The organism is Ferrovibrio sp., assembly GCF_046297895.1.
In the GTDB taxonomy this organism is placed as follows: Bacteria; Pseudomonadota; Alphaproteobacteria; order Ferrovibrionales; family Ferrovibrionaceae; genus Ferrovibrio.
The window spans coordinates 230,631-247,803 of record NZ_JBKBHC010000002.1 but is presented as its reverse complement, the minus strand read 5'-3'; the positions used below and the strand labels follow the sequence as shown (position 1 = coordinate 247,803).

19 protein-coding genes are annotated in these 17,173 nt (G+C 66.5%); 6 read left to right on the top strand and 13 right to left on the bottom strand.

Annotated elements, in window-relative coordinates:
- The first annotated feature begins 104 nt into the window (after positions 1-104).
- Positions 105-875, top strand: a complete 771-nt coding sequence (locus tag ACK4FK_RS03755) for a hypothetical protein (RefSeq protein ID WP_409741298.1) — start codon at positions 105-107, stop codon at positions 873-875.
- Positions 876-879: 4 nt separating this feature from the next.
- Here the strand turns inward: ACK4FK_RS03755 and arsC are convergent, their stop codons facing one another.
- Positions 880-1,221 (bottom strand): arsenate reductase (glutaredoxin), encoded by a 342-nt coding sequence (gene arsC, locus ACK4FK_RS03750; RefSeq protein WP_409741295.1) that lies wholly within the window; start codon positions 1,219-1,221, stop codon positions 880-882.
- A gap of 122 nt (positions 1,222-1,343) precedes the next feature.
- Here arsC and ACK4FK_RS03745 point away from each other — a divergent pair, with 122 nt between their 5' ends.
- Positions 1,344-2,165 carry a ferritin-like domain-containing protein gene (locus ACK4FK_RS03745; RefSeq protein ID WP_409741292.1) on the top strand — a complete coding sequence of 274 codons (822 nt, stop codon included), beginning with the start codon at positions 1,344-1,346 and terminating at the stop codon, positions 2,163-2,165.
- 97 nt (positions 2,166-2,262) lie between these two features.
- Positions 2,263-2,745 carry a PAS domain-containing protein gene (locus ACK4FK_RS03740; protein ID WP_409741289.1) on the top strand — a complete coding sequence of 161 codons (483 nt, stop codon included), beginning with the start codon at positions 2,263-2,265 and terminating at the stop codon, positions 2,743-2,745.
- Positions 2,746-2,752: 7 nt separating this feature from the next.
- Here ACK4FK_RS03740 and ACK4FK_RS03735 read toward each other — a convergent pair whose 3' ends face one another.
- The 8 genes from ACK4FK_RS03735 to rsfS all read right to left on the bottom strand — a co-directional run bounded on the left by ACK4FK_RS03735 (position 2,753) and on the right by rsfS (position 10,645).
- Positions 2,753-3,550, bottom strand: coding sequence for an alpha/beta hydrolase (locus tag ACK4FK_RS03735; RefSeq protein WP_409741286.1), 798 nt, complete (start codon positions 3,548-3,550; stop codon positions 2,753-2,755).
- Between the two features lie 10 nt (positions 3,551-3,560).
- Positions 3,561-4,046 carry an RNA pyrophosphohydrolase gene (locus ACK4FK_RS03730; RefSeq protein WP_409741283.1) on the bottom strand — a complete coding sequence of 162 codons (486 nt, stop codon included), beginning with the start codon at positions 4,044-4,046 and terminating at the stop codon, positions 3,561-3,563.
- Between the two features lie 6 nt (positions 4,047-4,052).
- Complete coding sequence (locus ACK4FK_RS03725; RefSeq protein ID WP_409741279.1) at positions 4,053-5,408, bottom strand: divergent polysaccharide deacetylase family protein; 1,356 nt, start codon at positions 5,406-5,408, stop codon at positions 4,053-4,055.
- Positions 5,409-5,444: 36 nt separating this feature from the next.
- Positions 5,445-6,752 carry a S41 family peptidase gene (locus ACK4FK_RS03720; protein ID WP_409741276.1) on the bottom strand — a complete coding sequence of 436 codons (1,308 nt, stop codon included), beginning with the start codon at positions 6,750-6,752 and terminating at the stop codon, positions 5,445-5,447.
- On the bottom strand, positions 6,752-7,954 hold the full coding sequence (locus ACK4FK_RS03715) for a murein hydrolase activator EnvC family protein (protein WP_409741273.1): 1,203 nt from the start codon (positions 7,952-7,954) through the stop codon (positions 6,752-6,754). Before ACK4FK_RS03715 ends, ACK4FK_RS03720 begins: the two co-directional genes overlap by 1 nt.
- Positions 7,947-9,533 (bottom strand): 2,3-bisphosphoglycerate-independent phosphoglycerate mutase, encoded by a 1,587-nt coding sequence (gene gpmI / locus ACK4FK_RS03710; protein ID WP_409741271.1) that lies wholly within the window; start codon positions 9,531-9,533, stop codon positions 7,947-7,949. Before gpmI ends, ACK4FK_RS03715 begins: the two co-directional genes overlap by 8 nt.
- A gap of 123 nt (positions 9,534-9,656) precedes the next feature.
- Positions 9,657-10,127, bottom strand: a complete 471-nt coding sequence (locus tag ACK4FK_RS03705) for a 23S rRNA (pseudouridine(1915)-N(3))-methyltransferase RlmH (RefSeq protein ID WP_409741267.1) — start codon at positions 10,125-10,127, stop codon at positions 9,657-9,659.
- A gap of 68 nt (positions 10,128-10,195) precedes the next feature.
- On the bottom strand, positions 10,196-10,645 hold the full coding sequence (gene rsfS, locus ACK4FK_RS03700; RefSeq protein ID WP_409741264.1) for a ribosome silencing factor: 450 nt from the start codon (positions 10,643-10,645) through the stop codon (positions 10,196-10,198).
- On the opposite strand from rsfS, the gene ACK4FK_RS03695 reads away from it, so the two are divergent.
- Complete coding sequence (locus ACK4FK_RS03695) at positions 10,617-10,868, top strand: hypothetical protein (RefSeq protein ID WP_409741261.1); 252 nt, start codon at positions 10,617-10,619, stop codon at positions 10,866-10,868. The genes rsfS and ACK4FK_RS03695 overlap by 29 nt on opposite strands.
- Positions 10,869-10,985: 117 nt before the next feature.
- On the opposite strand, the gene ACK4FK_RS03690 is transcribed toward ACK4FK_RS03695, so the two are convergent.
- From ACK4FK_RS03690 to pdxH, 4 genes are all read right to left on the bottom strand, one after another.
- A complete protein-coding gene (locus ACK4FK_RS03690; protein ID WP_409741258.1) occupies positions 10,986-12,416 on the bottom strand; it encodes a sodium:proton antiporter in 1,431 nt (476 codons plus the stop codon).
- Between the two features lie 103 nt (positions 12,417-12,519).
- Positions 12,520-13,956, bottom strand: a complete 1,437-nt coding sequence (locus ACK4FK_RS03685) for a sodium:proton antiporter (protein ID WP_409741255.1) — start codon at positions 13,954-13,956, stop codon at positions 12,520-12,522.
- Positions 13,957-14,040: 84 nt separating this feature from the next.
- On the bottom strand, positions 14,041-14,994 hold the full coding sequence (locus tag ACK4FK_RS03680; RefSeq protein WP_409741252.1) for a cation diffusion facilitator family transporter: 954 nt from the start codon (positions 14,992-14,994) through the stop codon (positions 14,041-14,043).
- Positions 14,994-15,605: a pyridoxamine 5'-phosphate oxidase gene (gene pdxH, locus ACK4FK_RS03675; RefSeq protein WP_409741927.1), complete on the bottom strand. Its 612-nt coding sequence runs from the start codon at positions 15,603-15,605 to the stop codon at positions 14,994-14,996. Before pdxH ends, ACK4FK_RS03680 begins: the two co-directional genes overlap by 1 nt.
- A 139-nt stretch (positions 15,606-15,744) precedes the next feature.
- Between pdxH and ACK4FK_RS03670 the strand changes: the two genes are divergently transcribed.
- Positions 15,745-16,233 carry an RT0821/Lpp0805 family surface protein gene (locus ACK4FK_RS03670; RefSeq protein WP_409741249.1) on the top strand — a complete coding sequence of 163 codons (489 nt, stop codon included), beginning with the start codon at positions 15,745-15,747 and terminating at the stop codon, positions 16,231-16,233.
- Positions 16,234-16,441: 208 nt separating this feature from the next.
- On the top strand, positions 16,442-17,140 hold the full coding sequence (locus tag ACK4FK_RS03665) for a hypothetical protein (protein WP_409741246.1): 699 nt from the start codon (positions 16,442-16,444) through the stop codon (positions 17,138-17,140).
- The last annotated feature ends 33 nt before the right edge of the window (positions 17,141-17,173 follow it).

The window sequence follows — 17,173 nt, the reverse complement described above, 5'->3', positions numbered from 1 at the left end:
CGTATGCAGACAATCTACTCCTCGTTAGGCCGCTGGCAATCAACTTGTCTAGCTACGCCTCATGCAGGTAGAAATAAAAAGCACTTAAACCTATAGGGGTAGATATGCGCAGCATGTCGGCATTGGCATTGCTCATCTTTGTCGTCCTGTGGGGCGCGGCGGCCCAGGCACAGCCGAAATGGGCGGTTGGCCAGACCTACAGCGGCAATATCGATATCGGCGGCGTGCAGATGGCATTGCCGGCAGGGGAATGGGTCGTTACGGGCTTTCAGGCCTCCTTCAACAAGACGCAGGCCGACAGCACGGTTCCAGGAGCCTCGATGGTTGTCGCGCTGGCGCAGCCGGCGGGCAATGCACTCCGCGGATACGCGGTTTTTGTCTACAACGAACGTTCCGTGAGTAACGGCTGGACCGCACCCGATGCCAAGAATTGCAGACGTGCGGAAATCCATCATGCCAAAATCGTCCGCGACGTGCAGTTGAGTAAAAGCTGCCAGTATGTGAACCACATCGTATACAGCGTCAGCGCCAATTCAGCACAATGGTGGAAGGACAGCGTGGAGTTTGCGCGCAGTCGCGGCATTGCCATGCCGCTGGTGACGATCGCCAGCGGCATCGTCGTGTCTGATCGCGCGAATTACGTTTCCGCCCTTTATCACTTCAATCCCGCCGTCAAAGGCTTTCCGGCGCCCAGTAACACGGTCTGGGCCAGCAGTGACTGGAACGTGGCGAATGTTGCCGCCGACGAAAAGAAAAAGGCTTTTGTTCAGTCAGTGGTCGACTGGACGGAGAAAAGCCGTCCACTGGCGGAAGCCGGTCTCGCCGGCAAATTGAAGAAAGGCGACGGGCTCGACTGGCCTGCGGCAATGCAGTAGCCGGCTACAGGATTTCCAGCACCTTCTCCGGCGGTCGGGCCAGCACGGCGCGGCCCTGATGCACGAAGATCGGCCGCTCCAGCGCCTGCGGATGGGCGGCGAGGCCCCGGATCAGCGTCGCCTCGTCGGCGGCCGGGTCGATGCCGGCCTCTACGGCCTCGGCCTTGCGCAATACCGCCCTGGCCGGCAGGTGCAGCAGGTCAAGCAGGCGTTTCAGCGCGGCTTCATCCAGGGGCGTCTTCAGGTATTCCACGATCCGCGGTTCGATGCCGCTGGCCTGCAGGATGGCCAGGGCCTGGCGCGACTTGGAGCAGCGTGGATTGTGATACAGCGTCGGTCCGGTCATGGCGGGCTCTGCGGTTCGGGGCGGCAATGTCGTCATTCTGCCAAGAAGTTCCATGAAGATGGATACTTAGTCGCATCCGGGAAGAGTTGCAATTTGATGACCGGGGTATAAATAGGAAAGCCATGGCCGCCCATTGGACCCTGAACGACCTGCCCTGGGACCGGTTCGACCCCACAAAGGTCGACCCGGAATTGCTGCGTGCCGTGAAGGCTGCCGCCCTGGTCGAGCATAATGCCGACGATTACGTGACCTATCTGTGCAATGTCTTCGCTGACGATCCGGCATTCTGCGCCGTGGTGCGGCAATGGGGTGTCGAGGAAGTCCAGCATGGCCAGGCGCTGGCGCGCTGGGCCCAGATCGCCGATCCCGCTTTCGATCCGGCGCTGGCGCTCAAGCGTTTCACCGAGAATTACCGCCTGCCGCTGGAGGCCACGGCCTCCGTGCGCGGCAGCCGTAACGGCGAGCTGGTCGCGCGCTGCGTGGTGGAATGCGGCACCTCCAGCTTCTACAGCGCGATCCGCGATGCCACCGACGAGCCGCTGCTGAAAACCATCGCGGCCAAGATCGCCGCCGACGAATTCCGCCATTTCAAGCTGTTCTACGATCATCTGCAGCGCTACCAGCGCAACCAGCCGATCGGCAAACTCAGTCGCCTGCGCGTGGCATTGGGCCGCATGCAGGAGGCCAGCGACGACGAACTCGCCATGGCCTATTGGTGCGGCAACGGCTGCCAGGGCGAATACGATCGTGCGAAGCAGAGCGCGGCCTATGAACTGCGCGCCAGCGCGGTCTATCGCTTCGGCCATATCCAGCGCGGTCTCGGCATGGCGCTGAAGGCCTGCGATCTCGATCCCCAGGGCTGGTTCAGCCGCTGGTTCGGCGCCCTGGTCTGGCGCGTGATGCAATGGCGTCAGCGTCGCCTCGCTGCTATCGCGGCGGCATAGAATACCAGCCAGCCACAACCGTCTATTTGCCGCATCTTGCGGTTCCCGCCTTGCGCATTCCGTCGCGCGGATTACCGTTATCGCCATGGGGCAGGGAATGCCGGGGACGCATCGTCATATCACGCCGGTGGCCGAGGCGGATCTTGATCCGCAGTTGCAATGGCTGCTGTGCTACTGGGCCGATAAATGCGGCGGCCGGCGCTATCCCTCCCGTGCCGATATCGACCCGCTGGAACTCAAGGCCCTGCTCGGTCACATCCTGTTGGTCGATGTCGTGCGTGGGGATCATGCGGCGCAGCCGCGGTTCCGCTATCGCCTGTTCGGCACCGAATTCGTCTTCTATCACGGCCAGGATCTGACCGGTCACTGGCTGGACGAGATCGCCAACCGGGAATTCCGCGACGAACTGGTGGCGCTCTATCGCAGCGTGGCCGAGCGAGGCGAGATGCGCACGCTATCCTACGATTACATGGTCGAGAGCCAGCGGCATCGCTTTCAGGCCGTGCTGCTGCCGCTGTCCAGCGACGGCAGCACGGTCGATATCGTGCTGGGTTGCGGCGTGCGGGTGGCTGTCGTCTGACAGCGGTTCACGCCGGCGGAACGTGGGTGTCGATCCAGTCGCCGACCATGGCGTTCACCTCGTCTTCCTTCGGCTCGCCGAAGATGAAGTGGCTCAGCTCGGGAATCTCGCGGAACACCGCGCGGCCGGGATATTGCCGCGCCACGGCGCGGCAGGTCGGTGCCGGCGTCACCTTGTCGTCGCTGCCGGCCAGCACCAGCATCGGAACCTGCACGCGATGCGCGCTGACATGGCTGGCGGCATGCCAGTCCAGCCACCAGGTGAGTGTCTCGAAGATCGCGCGGCCCGATTCCGGCACCAGGCGGGCGAAACTGTCGCGCCGCAGGGCAGGCGGGATGCGGTCCATCGAATACTGCTCGGCGAGCTGATAATCGGGCGGCAGGGCCTTGCCGCGCAGGTTGCCGACCTTCAGCAGCAGACCGACGGCGCCGCCGATTTCCGCCATACTGTGGGGCAGCGTGCCCCAGGCCGCCACCGGCGCCAGCAGCACGGCTGCCCGCGCCAGGTTGCGTGCGGCCAGTTGCTGCGTCAGCAGGCCGCCCAGCGAATGGCCCACCAGTACCGGCGGCCGGCCGCTGCCCTGCATCAGGCGCGCGATCTCTGCCTCCAGGAAGCGCCGGTAATCCTCTACGCCCTGACGGTGCAGGTCGGGATGCGGCGCCTGCCCGGCGAAATCGCTGCCATGGTAGGGCAGGTCCGGCGCATGGGTTTTCCAGCCCCGGCGGCTGAGTTCGCCGCGCAGCTTCTCGAACACCCAGCCGCCAGCGAAGGCTCCGTGCACCAGCAGGATATCGCCCTTGCTCATGCCGGCGGCCTCAGCTGCGCACACGGTCGGCGAATTCGGCGACGATCAGCTCGTAGATCGGTCGCTTGAACGGCACGATCAGGTCGGGCAACTGGCGGAAGGGCAGCCAGCGCCATTCCTTGAATTCGGGATGCGGCGTCTGGATGTTGATGTCGGCATCGCGCCCCTTGAAGCGTGCGAGATACCATTTCTGCCGCTGGCCGCGATAACGGCCGCCCCATACCTTGTCGGCCAGGTCGGCGGGCAGGTCGTAGGCCAGCCAGCCGCGGCTTTCGGCGATCACCTCGGCCAGTTTCCGCGGCACGCCGATCTCTTCTTCCATTTCCCGCAGCGCGGCCTGCAACGGATCCTCGCCGGGATCGATGCCGCCCTGCGGCATCTGCCATGCCTCGGCCGTCTGGTCGATGCGCTGGCCGACGAAAACCAGATCGTCGCGATTGAGCAGCGCGATCCCGACGCCTTCGCGGTAGGGGCGCGCATCGGCGGCAGAACTCATGCGGCTTTACTCCGGGGTCTGGCGGTTGGCGATGGCCGATACGGGGGCGAGTGCGATGCCCTTGGCATCCAGCTTGGCCGACCAGGCCAGCAGGCGGTCCAGCGTCACCGGATAGGGCATGGCGCTGCCGATGGCGACGCCGCCTGCCCGTGCGGTGCGCTCCAGTTCGTCCAGCCGGGCATCGATGCTCTGCGCATTGGGCAGCGCGTCGACCTGGCGGTTGACGAAGGCATAGACGCCGCCGGCCTCGCGCATGATGCGCGCCGCTACGCTGCGCGGCGCCACGCGGGTATCGACGAACATCAATCCGCGTTCCTTCAGCTTCAGCGCGATGCTGCGCATATGCTCGGGCGAGGATGTGTATTTGCCGCCCATCAGGTTGGTGAAGCCGATATAGCCGCTGGCCCGCGCCAGCAGCCAATCCAGCCGGCGCACATTCTCCTGATCGCTCAAGCTGGTCAGCAACGTATAGGGGCCGGGATCGCTGGTCGGATAATCGAACGGCTCCATCGGCATGCCCAGCAGCACCTCATGGCCGGCGGTGCGGGCGCGTTCGATCTGCACCGCCAGATCGGGGGCATAGGGGTTGAAGGCGAAGGTGATCGCCGGCGGCAGGCGCTCGGCGGCCAGCGCGGTGAGCTGCACGTTCAGGCCCATATCCTGCAGCACGATGGCCAGCCGCGGCCGCGTCGCCGGTTCGTCGAACGGCCGCGCATAGGCGCTCCAGGGCTGGCGCCCGTCGGCGCCGATCTTCGGGATCAGGCCGCGCGGTGTGGTCTCGCTCAGGGTCGGGTCGGGCGCCACCAGCAGGCCGCTGGGCAGCCGGCCCACGACCGGCGGCGGCGCAGCCTTGTCCAGCTTCTGATCCGGCGCCAGGCGCGCTTCCGGCGGCAGGGTCAGGCGCGCCACGCCGATGATCACTTCCGATCCGGGCAGGGAGGTCAGGTTTTCGCCGGTGGTCACCAGCCAGCCGCCCACGCCAGCCAGCGTCAGCAGCACGGCGGTCCAGGCGGTCAGCAGCAGGCGGCGGTTCACGGTGCCGAAATCGCCGCGCAGGAAGGGCGGCCACAGGATCAGCCCGATGATGCGCAACAGCCCGGCCAGCTTGTGCTTGAAGCCCTTGCGGCGCGGCGCCGCCGCCGGCATGTCGTCGTCGGCGCGCGTGATGGTCTGGAGCAGGTCGGCATCCTGCCCGCTGTCATCCTGCAGGACATGCATATCACCCGGGCCGTTCATTTCGACGGCCTGGGCTTTCCGCCGGCCGAAGCGGCCGAACAGTCTTTTCAGCAAGCCCTGCTTCGCCGCCGGGCCGGGCAGCGCCCGATCCTCGGGATCGGCATGCAGGTCGGACTGATCGGCCATCGGGTCAGCCTTCTGCTGATCTGTGGCGCATGCCGCTCACTTGCGGGCGGAAGGCTTGGGCGGCGCGCGCAGCACCTCGATGGCGGCCTGCAGTACCAGGTCGGGTCCGTCCTGGCCCGGAGTCTGCGTCTGGGCCGGCGGCGTCACTGCCGGCTCGGGCTGCTTGGCGCCGTCATCGGTCTGACGGGTGTCGGTGATCTCGCGGCGCGCCTTCAGGGCGGCGGCGATCTGGCGGTCGCGCTCGTTCCAGGCTTCCACGTCGGGCACGATGCCGACCTTGTCGATCGAGCGGCCCGAGGGCGTGAAATAGCCCGCCGTGGTCAGCTTCATGCCGCCGAACTCGCCGAGCGGGATCATGGTCTGCACCAGGCCCTTGCCGAAGGTGGTGTTGCCCACCAGCACGGCGCGGTGATGATCCTGCAGCGCACCGGCGACGATCTCGGAGGCCGAGGCCGAACCGCCATTGATCAGCACCGCCATCGGTTTGCCGTCGGCCACATCGCCGCGCTTGGCGTTGTAGCGCTGGCCCTCGTCGGCGCTGGCGCGCAGCGCGCGGGTCGAGACGATCTCGCCCTGGTTCAGGAAGCTGTCCGACACCGCGATGGCCTGATCCAGCAGGCCGCCCGGATTGTCGCGCAGATCGACGATATAGCCCTTCAGCTCCGGCCCCATTTCGGCCTTCAGCTTGTCCATGGCGGCCACCAGATCCTGCGTGGTGTGCTCGTTGAACGAGGAGATGCGCAGGTAGGCGAACTCGCCTTCGCGGCGCGAGCGCACCACGCGCGTCTTGATCACCGCGCGGGTGATCTTCACGTCGAAGGACTTGGCCGCGCTGTCGTTGCCGCGGCGGATGGTCAGCACGATGTTGGTATTGGGCGCGCCGCGCATCTTCTCGATGGATTCCTGCAGCGATTTGCCCATCACCGGCTCGCCATCCAGGTGGGTGATCATGTCGCCCGGCAGCAGGCCGGCCTTCTGCGCCGGCGTGTCGTCGATCGGCGACACCACCTTGATCAGGCCGTTCTCCTGGGTCACCTCGATGCCCAGGCCGCCGAATTCGCCGCGCGTCTGCACGCGGGCTTCCTGGAAATTGCGCGGCGGCAGATAGACCGAATAGGGGTCGAGCGAGGCGAGCATGCCGTTGATAGCCGCCTCCATCAGCTCGTCGTCCTTGGTCTCCTTGTAATAGTCGTTGCGCACCCGTTCGAAGATTTCGCCGAACAGGTTGAGCTGGCGATAGGTTTCATTGGCCTGCAGGCCGCCAACCTTGCTGGGGGCGGCGAACAGCGCAACCGATCCCATCAATGCGAAGGCGCAGACACCGCCGAGGAGGAAATTGCGCATCAGCCGCTCACCTTTCTGTCGCCCGAGGCCAGCCAGGGCAATGGATTGACCGTTTCGCCCTTGCGCCTCAGTTCGAGATATAGGACGGGTTTTTCGCCCGGGGAGTTGCCCATCAGGCCAACCGGCTCGCCGGCGAGAACCCATTGGCCGACGCTACGGTCGATCCGTCCAAATCCCGCCAATAGGCTATGGTATCCACCGCCATGGGCGATAATCAAGAGTTGCCCATAGCCGCGGAAAGGTCCGGCGAACATCACTTTGCCGTCAGCCGGCGCAATCACCTGGGCGCCGGAGCGGGCCTCGATGCGGATTCCGCGCAGCGGCACGCCATTTTCATCCGACTGGCCGAACCGGCCGACCACCCGGCCGCGGGCCGGCAGTGCGGCGCTGCCTTCCAGGGCGGCATAGGCCTCCGGCGGGTCGCGGTCGCTGCCCTTGGGCGCCGTGCCGCGGCTGCGCGCCTCGGCGGCGCGGCGTTCGGCCTCGCGCCGCTCCTGCTCCAGCAGGCGGTCCACCAGGGCGCGCAGGTCTTTTGCCTGGGCGGCCAGTTGGGCGGATTTCTCGCGTTCGGAATCGCGCTGTTCCGCGGTTTCCTGGGCTGCCGCGGTCGTTTCGGCCTGCAGGAATTCCAGGTCGCGCCGCTCGCGGTCGAGCTGCTCGATGGCGCGGCCCAGCCGCTCCTGCTCGGTCGCCACGCCCTGGCGCAGCTTGCCCAGGCGGGTCAACTCGTCCTTCAGGCGGGCGGCACGCTGCTCGATTTCGGGCACCAGGGCCGCCATAAGCTGGCTGGCGCGCACCATGTCCAGCGCCGAACCCGGCGCCAGGACCATGGCTTCCGGCGGCTGGCGGCTCAGATGAGCCAGGCTCGCCAGCGTCTCGGCCAGTTCGCCGCGCCGGGCCTCCAGCGCCGTGCCGGCGGCCTGCTCTTCGGCGATCAGGCGCGCCAGCTTATCCTCGCTCTGCGACACCAGGTCTTCCTGGGCCTGCAGCTTTCTGGCCGCAACCACCAGTTTCCTTTGCAGGTCGCGCTGCTTCTGCGCCAGCTTGGCGGCTTCCTGGCCCAGGGCGCGTTCGCGCTGGCGGCTTTCCTCCAGCCGCTTCTGCACGTCCTGCAACTGCTGCTGGGGCGCCTGGCCCTGCGCAAGGCTGCCGCCCGCCACCAGCAGCGTCAGCAGCGCGAGCGACGGAGCGGATTTACGCAAGGCGGCGGGCGGTATTCTGATTGGCGGCCGCCCCCGGCTTGGCCAGGCAATGCCCGGTCATCTCGGCCGGTTGCGGCAGGCCGAGGAAATGCAGCAGGGTCGGCGCGATGTCGCACAGCCGGCCGTCGCTTAAGGCATAGGCGTCGGTGCGTGCGCCGCCGGTCAGCAGCAGCGGCACCGGATTGGTGGTGTGCTGCGTATGCGCCTGGCCGCTGCTGCGGTCCAGCATCTCTTCCAGGTTGCCGTGGTCGGCGGTGATCAGCAGCACGCCATCCATCTGCTTCACGGCCTGCTCGACGCGGCCGACGCAGGCATCCACGGTCTCGGCGGCCTTGATTGCGGCCGGCATCGAGCCGGTATGGCCCACCATGTCGGGGTTGGCGTAGTTGACGATGATCAGGTCGTATTTGCCCGACGTGATCGCCGCCGTGAGCTTGTCGGTCACTTCCGGCGCCGACATCTCGGGCTGCAGGTCGTAGGTCTTCACCTTCGGCGACGGCACCAGGATGCGGTCCTCGCCCGGGAAAGGCTGCTCCTCGCCGCCATTCATGAAGAAGGTGACATGCGCGTATTTCTCGGTCTCGGCGATGCGCAGCTGCGTCTTGCCCGCCTTGGCCAGCACCTCGCCCAGCGTGAGCGGATAGCGCACCGGCGGATAGGCGGTGGCGAGGAATTCGTTGAGCTGGGCGGAATATTCGGTCACGCCCACGGCGCCGGCGAATTGGACGATGCGGCTGCGCTTGAAGCCGTCGAAATGCGGATCAAGCAGGGCCGTGAGAATCTCGCGCGCGCGGTCGGCGCGGAAATTGGCCATCAGCACGCCGTCGCCATCCTTCATGCCGGCATAGCCGGCGATGGCCGTCGGCGTGATGAATTCGTCGGACTCGCCGGCGGCATAGCCCTGCTCGATGGCGGCCTCGGCGCTGGCTGCCGCCTTGCCCTTCGCCTCGACCAATGCGTCATAGGCCTGGGCCACGCGCTCCCAGCGCTTGTCGCGGTCCATGGCGAAGAAACGCCCGCAGACGGTGGCGAACGTGATGCCGGGAATGCCCGCGATCTGCTGGCGCACCTGCGCCAGGAAACCCAGCGCGCTTTTCGGCGGCGTGTCGCGGCCATCGGCGAACATGTGGATATGCACCGTCACGCCGGCCCCGGCGACGATCTTCGCCAGCGCGGCCATGTGGTCCTGGTGCGAATGCACGCCGCCATCCGACAGCAGGCCCAGCAGGTGCAGGGCGCCGCCGCTTTGCTTCAGCCTGTCGATCAGGCCGGTCACGGCCGGGTTGGTCGCCAGGCTGCCATCGGCCACGGCATTGTCCAGCCGGCCCAGGTCGGGCACGGCGATGCGGCCGGCCCCGATATTCATGTGGCCCACTTCCGAATTGCCCATCTGTCCGTCGGGCAGGCCGACATCGCGGCCCGAGGTGCCCATGCGGGCAAAGGGGCGGGTCTCCAGCAGCCGGCGGTAATTGGGCAGCCGGGCCTGGGCCAGGGCATTGTCGGTGGGATCCTCGCGCAGGCCCCAGCCGTCCAGGATGCACAATACGACGGGTTTCTTGGCTTCGGCGGTCTCGGTCATGGTGTCCGGCAAGGCGTCTGGCGGAAAAAACGGTGGGAATTCAGGCCTTACATAGCGCAACCGGGCCGGTCCGTCACGCCGGGCCTTCCCATTGCCGTGATCGATTCCGCCGATGACCCGGCGTCAGTCGCGGTGATAGGGATGCCCGGCCTGCAGGCTCCAGGCCCGGTAGAGCTGCTCCAGCAGCATCACCCTGGCCAGCAAATGCGGCCAAGTCATGGCCGAGAGCGAGAGCGTCAGCCGCGCCCTGGCCGTCAGTGCTGGGTCCAACCCGTCGGCGCCGCCGATCAGGAAGGCCACCTCCTGCTCGCCGGCATCGCGCCATTTCTCCAGGATTTCGGCAAATTGCCGGCTGGACAGGCCCTTGCCCCGCTCGTCCAGGGCCACCAGCACGGCGCCTTTCGGCACGGCGGCCAGCAGCAGGTCGGCCTCGCGCGCCTTGCGCTCCGCCACGCTGCCGCCCTGTTTGCGGTCTTCCACTTCGCGGATGGTCACCGGCCAGGGCAGGCGTTCGCGGTAGGACTCGATCAGGCTCTGGGCCGCGTCATGCTTGGCCCGGCCGGCGCGGCCGATGCAGGCAACCGTGATTCTCATGGGTGGTTTTCATCGCCCCGGTCCGACCACAGCCCTGGCCAGAGTCCTGATCGGGGCGATGCAGTCTTTCAGGCGGCGGCGGGCTCGGGAATCGCGGCGCCCCACATCTTTTCCAGATTGTAGAAGCTGCGCACTTCCGGCCGGAAGATATGCACCACGATGTCGCCCGTATCGATCAGCACCCAGTCGCCCACGGCCTTGCCCTCGGCGCGCACCTTCTTGCCGGTCTCCCGCGTGATGCGCTCGACGAGATGCTCGGCGATGGCGGCCACCTGGCGCGAGGACCGGCCCGATGCGACGACCAGGAAATCGGCGATCGAGGATTTGCCGGTCAGGTCGATGGAGACGATGTCTTCCGCCTTGTCGTCGTCCAGCGACTTCAGGATCAGCTTGTGCAGCTTGATCACCGCGGCCGGAATGGCGGCGCGCCGGGCTTCGGCCTTTTTGGGATCGATCGGTTTTTTGGCGGGTTTGGGCTTGGAGGCGGCCTTGGCCGCCTTGGTGACGGCGCTGGTCACCGTCTTCTTTTTCGCCGCGCTCTTGGCTGGCACCACGCTCTTGGCTGATGCCTTGGTCTTGGAGACCGGCTTTGCGGCTGATTTGGCTTTTCCGGCAGGCTTCTTGCCGGCTGAACTCTTGCCCGCAGAATTCTTGGCGGTGGAAGCGGCCTTGGGCTTGGAGCCGGCGGTCGCGGCAGCGCGTTTGCGCGTCGTGGTGGTTGCGATGGCTTGGCCCTCCTGACTGGAGTCCTCCGGAAACTGGAACCCGATTCGACCCGCCTGGCGGGCGAATCGGGTTCAGTCTAACGCGACTCGGGTTACCCGACAATGAAAGTCGTGTGAATCCCCGGCCATGCCCTCACAGGAACCACAGCCAGGTGATCAGGGCGAACGGGATCATCAGCAGCGGCACCGACCACAGCATGTAGCCGAAGAAACTCGGCATGCGGATGCCCGACTGCTCGGCAATGGCCTTGACCATGAAATTCGGCGCGTTGCCGATATAGGTCACCGCGCCCATGTAGACCGCGCCCATCGAGATCGCCAGCAGCGTGCTGGCCATCGGGCCCATCAGGGTGGCGGCATCGCCGCCAGCCATGTGGAAGAACACCAGATAGGTCGGCGCATTGTCGAGAAAGGCCGACAGGATGCCGGTGAGCCAGAAATACATCTCGTCGCGCGGCGCGCCGTCCGGCCCGGTGGCCAGCGCGATCAGGTCGCGCAATTGGCCATCGCTGCCGGCGCGCAGGATGGCAATCACCGGCACGATGGTGAGGAAGATGCCGGCGAACAGCTTGGCCACTTCCAGGATCGGTTCCCAGTTGAAACCATTGCCTGCGCGCGTGGCCTTGGCGGTGATCAGCAGCGAAACGCCGGCCAGCGCCAGCAGGATGGCGTCGCGCGCCAGGTTCTGCGGCTTCACCTCCACGCCGGCCAGGTTGAAGCTCCAGCCCGGCTGCCAGGTGCCCGACATCAGCACCGCGCCGACCACGCCGGCCAGCAGGAAGATGTTGAGGCCGCCTTCCACGCGGATCGCGGTATCGGGCGTCGGGTCGCGGGTGACGCCTTCCTTCACGTAGTAATAGCGGTCGATCACGTAGAACAGCGCCAGCAGGATCATGCTGAGCAGCAGGGTGGGCGCGAACATCGCTTCCATCGTCCAGAAGAAGCGCACGCCATTGAGGAAGCCCAGAAACAGCGGCGGATCGCCCAGCGGCGTCAGCGCGCCACCCACATTGGCGACCAGGAAGATGAAGAAGACGATGACGTGAACGTTGTGCTTGCGGTTGTCGTTGGCGCGGATCAGCGGCCGGATCAGCAGCATCGCGGCGCCGGTGGTGCCCATCCAGCTTGCCAGCACCGTGCCGGCGGCCAGAAGGCCGGTATTCAGGCTGGGCGAGCCATGCAGGTTGCCGACGATGCGCACGCCGCCGGCGATGGTGAACAGCGACAGCAGCAGGATGGTGAAGGGCAGGTATTCATGCAGTGCGACTTCCAGCACCACATGAGCCGCGCTGCCCGCGCCCTCGCGCAGGGCAAACGGCACCAGGAAGGCCAGGGCCCAGAAGGCGGCGATCTTGCCGTAGTGATGGTGCCAGAAGGATGGCGCCAGCAGCGGGAAGAGAGCGATCGACAGCAGGATGCCGGCAAAAGGCAGGCCCCATAGCAGCGTCAGGCTGGCGCCGTCGATGGCGGCGGCCTGGGCCGGCGAGCTGGGTGTCAGCGTCGCAATGGCAGTAAATGCAATAACGGCAAAAGCCCCGGCCTTGCGGGTCGGAATGGCGGGCATCGCGGCGCGCTCCCCTCGGTTGTTGTTTCGCGTCGTGTGTCGCGCACCGATATGGGGATCGCAGCCGCCGATGACAACCCCACTTTGGTCGGAACGGCGGCCGTCAGGCCCGGAAGAACAGCAGGGTAACAAGCACGAAGCACGGCAGCAGGATGGCGCTGCTCCATACCATGTAGCCGAAGAAACTCGGCATCTTCACGTTCATCTCCTCGGCGATGGCCTTCACCATGAAGTTGGGCGCGTTGCCGATATAGGAGTTGGCGCCCATGAACACCGCGCCCGCCGAAATCGCCAGCAGGGTGGTGGCCAGCGGGCCCATCAGCGTGGCGGCATCGCCGCTCGCCATGTTGAAGAACACCAGATAGGTGGGCGCATTGTCGAGGAAGCTCGACAGCATGCCGGTCAGCCAGAAATACATCACGTTGTTGGGCGAGCCGTCGGGGTTCGAGGCCAGGCTGACCAGCCCGCCCAGCGCGCCGTCGGTACCGGCGCGCAGGATGGCAATCGCCGGAATGATGGTGATGAAGATGCCGGCGAACAGCTTGGCCACTTCCGCGATCGGGCCCCAGGTGAAGCCGTTATCGGCGCGCGTCTGCGTCTCGGTCAGCTTCAGCGAGGCAAAGGCGATGGCCAGCAGCAGCAGGTCGCGCGCCAGATTCTGCAATTCGATGCCGACGCCGAAGACGCTCAGCGTGACGCCGGGCTTCCAGGTGCCCGACATCAGCACGGCCAGGATCACCGCGCCGAGCAGGATCAGGTTGACGCCGCCCTCGATGCCGATCGGGCTGTCCGGCGTCGGATCGGCCTTCACGATGCCCTCCTTGCGGTAGAGATAGCTGTCGATGGCGTAGAACACGCCCAGCAGCAGCACCACCACCACCAGGGTCGGCAGGAACATGGCCTGCGTGGTCCAGAAGAAATTCACACCCTTGAGGAAGCCCAGGAACAGCGGCGGGTCGCCCAGCGGGGTCAGCGCGCCGCCGATATTCGAGACCAGGAAGATGAAGAAGATCACCACATGCACATTGTGCTTGCGGTTATCGTTGGCGCGGATCAGCGGGCGGATCATCAGCATCGAGGCGCCGGTGGTGCCCATCCAGCTCGCCAGCACGGTGCCGATGAACAGCATGGCGGTGTTCAGGCTGGGCGAGCCGTGCAGGTTGCCGGTCAGGCGCACGCCGCCGGCCACGGTGAACAGCGCGAACAGCAGGATGATGAAGGGGATGTATTCGTGCAGCGCCACTTCCAGCAGCACATGGCCGGTTGGCAGCACGCCGAATTGCAGCGCGAAGGGCACGGCCACGCACAGGCCCCAGAAGGCGGCGACCTTGCCGTAATGGTGATGCCAGAAATGCGGCGTGAACAGCGGCATCAGCGCGATCGAGAGCAGGATGCCGGCGAAGGGCAGGGTCCACAGGATGTTCAGCGCCTTGCCGTCGATGGCGGTGGCGGCTTCGGCCGGCAGGGGAATGCCAAGGCCAAGCAGCAGGCCAAGCAGACTGGCCGGCGCGGCCAGGCGCAGAACACGCAGACAGGTCATGTTTCCCCCGAAACGACGCAGAATGCAGAAATGACGGGCGGCACCATACCGGCTGGCTGCCGGCCCGATCAATGGCCGGGGAGGTTAATGCCCGGGGCCGTCCGCGCGGTTCACGAAATCGGCCTGCGGCTCATCATACCCGGCGGGGTCCTGGTGGATGATCACCTCGGCGCCGGGAAACAGCTCCAGCAGGCGCGTTTCGATCTCGTCGGAAATCCGGTGCGCCTCGCGCAGGGGCAGTTCGGGATCGAGTTCCAGGTGGAACTGGATGAAGACCTGGTTGCCCGCCTGCCGCGTGCGCAGGTCATGCAGGGCGCGGGTCTCGGGATGGGCGCGCACCACGGCCAGGATCTGCTCGCGGTCGGCATCGGCCATCTCGCGGTCCATCAGGTGGTGCAGGGCGCCGCGCACGATGTCGACGGCACTTTTCAGGATCACGGCTGCGATGGCCAGCGCGCAGACCGGATCGAACCAGGCAAAATCAGCGCCGCGGCTGGCCAGCAGCAGGGCCGCTATCACCGCCAGGTTGGTGGCGAGATCGCCCACGTAATGCAGGCGGTCGGCCGAAACGGCGAGCGAGCCGGTCTGCTTCACCACATGGCGCTGATACAGCACCAGCGCGGCTGTCATCACGATGGAAAACACCATCACGGCGATGCCGGCCAGGCTCTGCTCCACCGGCTGCGGGCGCAGCAGCCGGTCGATGGATTCCATCACCAGGAACAGCGCCGAGCCGGCGATCAGCGCGGCCTGGCCCAGGCCGGCCAGCGCCTCGGCCTTGCCATGGCCGAAGCGGTGCTCGTCGTCGGCCGGGGTGAGCGCGTGGCGCACCGCCAGCAGGTTGACCAGCGAGGCCAGCGCATCGAGCAGGCTGTCGACCAGGGATGCCAGCAGCGACACCGACCCGGTGACCAGCCAGGCCGCCAGCTTGGCGGCGATCAGCAGCGCGGCGACAATCACCGAGGCATAGGTGGCGCGCCGCATCAGCCGCGCCTTCAGCGCGGGATCGGCCGGCACATAGGCGGATGGACCAGCCATCAGGGAAACAGCCGTTCGGTGATCCAGTTCTCTCCGCTGCGGCGGTAGACCAGCCGGTCATGCAGGCGGAACGGACGGTCGGCCCAGAATTCCAGATAACTCGGCGCGATGCGAAAGCCCGACCAGTAGGGCGGGCGCGGCACCTCGCCGATGGCGTATTTGGCGGCATATTTGGCGACGGCGGCCTCCAGCGCGAAGCGGCCTTCCAGCGGACGCGACTGCTGCGAGGCCCAGGCGCCGATCCGGCTGTCGCGCGGGCGCGAGGCGAAATAGGCATCGGCCTCCGCGTCGCTCACCACGCTCACCTGTCCGCGCAGCCGCACCTGCCGGCGCAGGCTTTTCCAGTGGAACACCGCCGCGGCTTGCTTGTTGGCCAGCAGCTCGCGGCCCTTCTGGCTTTCGAAATTGGTGTAGAAGACGAAGCCGCTGGCGTCATAGCCCTTCAGCAGCACCATGCGCACATTCGGCAGGCCGTCGGTATCGGCGGTGGCCAGCGCCATGGCGTTGGCGTCGTTGGGTTCGCTCTTCTCGGCCTCGGCCAGCCATTCGGCGAACAGGGCGAGCGGATCGGAAACGGCATCCATGTCAGGTTCAAGCCTTTGATAATCAATCTTAAATGGTGACGCAGCGGGCGCCGCAGATATAGCGCAATGACGCAACAATACCAAATCTGCGCCGCAATCCCGCCGTAATCGGGGCCGAGATTCCCCTCGTGCCCGCCATGGGCATGTCTTTGGGGTTCCACCATCCATGATCGCTTCATCCAAGCGTCTCACCTCTTTCGTCGCCGTCCTTGGCATCGCCGGCCTGCTGGCCGCCTGCGCCACCGACAGCGGCCCCAAGCAGAATGTCGGCACCGTGCTGGGCGGCGTTGGCGGCGCGGTCGCCGGCGCGCAGTTCGGCAAGGGCACCGGCCAGCTCGTCGGCGTCGCGGCCGGCACCCTGATCGGCGCGCTGCTCGGCTCCGAAGTCGGCAAGTCGCTCGACCGCGCCGACCGCAGCTACATGGACCGTGCCAATCAGCGCGCCTTCGAGAGCACGCCGTCCGGCACCCAGGTTTCCTGGCGCAATCCCGATAGCGGCAATGCCGGCACCGTGGTGCCGCAGCCGGCCTATCAGGCGCCGAGCGGCGAATACTGCCGCGAATTCCAGCAGACCATCACGGTCGGCGGCCAGACCCAGCAGGGCTACGGCACCGCCTGCCGCCAGCCCGATGGCAGCTGGAAGGTCATGAACTGAATGCGTTTTTCTCCCCGGCCCGGCAGGACCACAGAGGTTTCCCGGCCCGTCAGGGCCACTGCGTAGCGTATTTCCCTTCCCCCCAGACTCAACGGCGTATCCTCCCGGATGCGCCGTCTTTTTTTGTGGCGCGTTAACCCTTCCGGCCTAGAATGGCCGGGCTGCAGGGCAGAAGCCGCAGCGTCCATGTCGCAAGCAGGAGGCCAGAATGGTCGCCGAGATTGCCGGGAACGCCGTTCCCAGAAGCCTGCTGGCCACGCGCGAGGCGCTGGCCGGCCTGAAAACCCCACGCGTGAAAACCGAGGCCGAGCAGAAACTCGACGAGATTCTGCACGAGCTGAAAAGCAGCAAGGGCAAGGCGGCGCAGGAAGCCGCCCGCCGCAAGCTGGAACAGATCAAGGCGCGGCTCGAGGCCCTGAAGCTGGCCGCCGGCTCGGCGGCTGCCACCGGCGATGCCAGGCTGGCGCGCAAGGTGGCCAAGGAAATCCGCGACGCCGCGCGCGAGCTCGGCCGCGCACTGGCCGCCGCCGGCGGTTCATCTGCGGCATCTTTGAGTGGCGCAGCCGCAGCCGGGGCCGCGTCCGCCGCATCCGCCGCAGAGACAAAGGCCAGCGGCGAAAAATCGCTCGATGCGGCCAAGGCGGCCGGCGCACAGGTCAGGGCGGCGGCGACCGGTGACGATCTGGCCGGGCTGAAAGGCGAAACCCTCGGCCTGCTGAAGGAGCTCAGGAAGATCATGCGCAAGCTGCGCGAGACCGGACTGCATCCCGGCATTCCGCCGAAGGAGCGCGCCGAGATGGAGCGCATGTTCGCCGAGGCCGAGCGCGAACTGGCCGGTCTGCGCGCCGTGGCCGCCAGTCCGGCAGGCGGCATGGCCTTGACGCACGGGGTGGACGTTTCGGCCTGATCTGCCTAGCCTCCGTGCTGCTTAGGAGGGATC

What these genes read in the sequence shown, in the direction of transcription:
- ACK4FK_RS03755 (WP_409741298.1), top strand. Translation starts at nt 105, where the DNA reads ATGCGCAGCATGTCGGCATTGGCATTGCTCATCTTTGTCGTCCTGTGG.
- arsC (WP_409741295.1), bottom strand. Translation starts at nt 1,221, where the DNA reads ATGACCGGACCGACGCTGTATCACAATCCACGCTGCTCCAAGTCGCGC.
- ACK4FK_RS03745 (WP_409741292.1), top strand. Translation starts at nt 1,344, where the DNA reads ATGGCCGCCCATTGGACCCTGAACGACCTGCCCTGGGACCGGTTCGAC.
- ACK4FK_RS03740 (WP_409741289.1), top strand. Translation starts at nt 2,263, where the DNA reads ATGCCGGGGACGCATCGTCATATCACGCCGGTGGCCGAGGCGGATCTT.
- ACK4FK_RS03735 (WP_409741286.1), bottom strand. Translation starts at nt 3,550, where the DNA reads ATGAGCAAGGGCGATATCCTGCTGGTGCACGGAGCCTTCGCTGGCGGC.
- ACK4FK_RS03730 (WP_409741283.1), bottom strand. Translation starts at nt 4,046, where the DNA reads ATGAGTTCTGCCGCCGATGCGCGCCCCTACCGCGAAGGCGTCGGGATC.
- ACK4FK_RS03725 (WP_409741279.1), bottom strand. Translation starts at nt 5,408, where the DNA reads ATGGCCGATCAGTCCGACCTGCATGCCGATCCCGAGGATCGGGCGCTG.
- ACK4FK_RS03720 (WP_409741276.1), bottom strand. Translation starts at nt 6,752, where the DNA reads ATGCGCAATTTCCTCCTCGGCGGTGTCTGCGCCTTCGCATTGATGGGA.
- gpmI (WP_409741271.1), bottom strand. Translation starts at nt 9,533, where the DNA reads ATGACCGAGACCGCCGAAGCCAAGAAACCCGTCGTATTGTGCATCCTG.
- ACK4FK_RS03705 (WP_409741267.1), bottom strand. Translation starts at nt 10,127, where the DNA reads ATGAGAATCACGGTTGCCTGCATCGGCCGCGCCGGCCGGGCCAAGCAT.
- ACK4FK_RS03690 (WP_409741258.1), bottom strand. Translation starts at nt 12,416, where the DNA reads ATGCCCGCCATTCCGACCCGCAAGGCCGGGGCTTTTGCCGTTATTGCA.
- ACK4FK_RS03685 (WP_409741255.1), bottom strand. Translation starts at nt 13,956, where the DNA reads ATGACCTGTCTGCGTGTTCTGCGCCTGGCCGCGCCGGCCAGTCTGCTT.
- ACK4FK_RS03680 (WP_409741252.1), bottom strand. Translation starts at nt 14,994, where the DNA reads ATGGCTGGTCCATCCGCCTATGTGCCGGCCGATCCCGCGCTGAAGGCG.
- ACK4FK_RS03670 (WP_409741249.1), top strand. Translation starts at nt 15,745, where the DNA reads ATGATCGCTTCATCCAAGCGTCTCACCTCTTTCGTCGCCGTCCTTGGC.
- ACK4FK_RS03665 (WP_409741246.1), top strand. Translation starts at nt 16,442, where the DNA reads ATGGTCGCCGAGATTGCCGGGAACGCCGTTCCCAGAAGCCTGCTGGCC.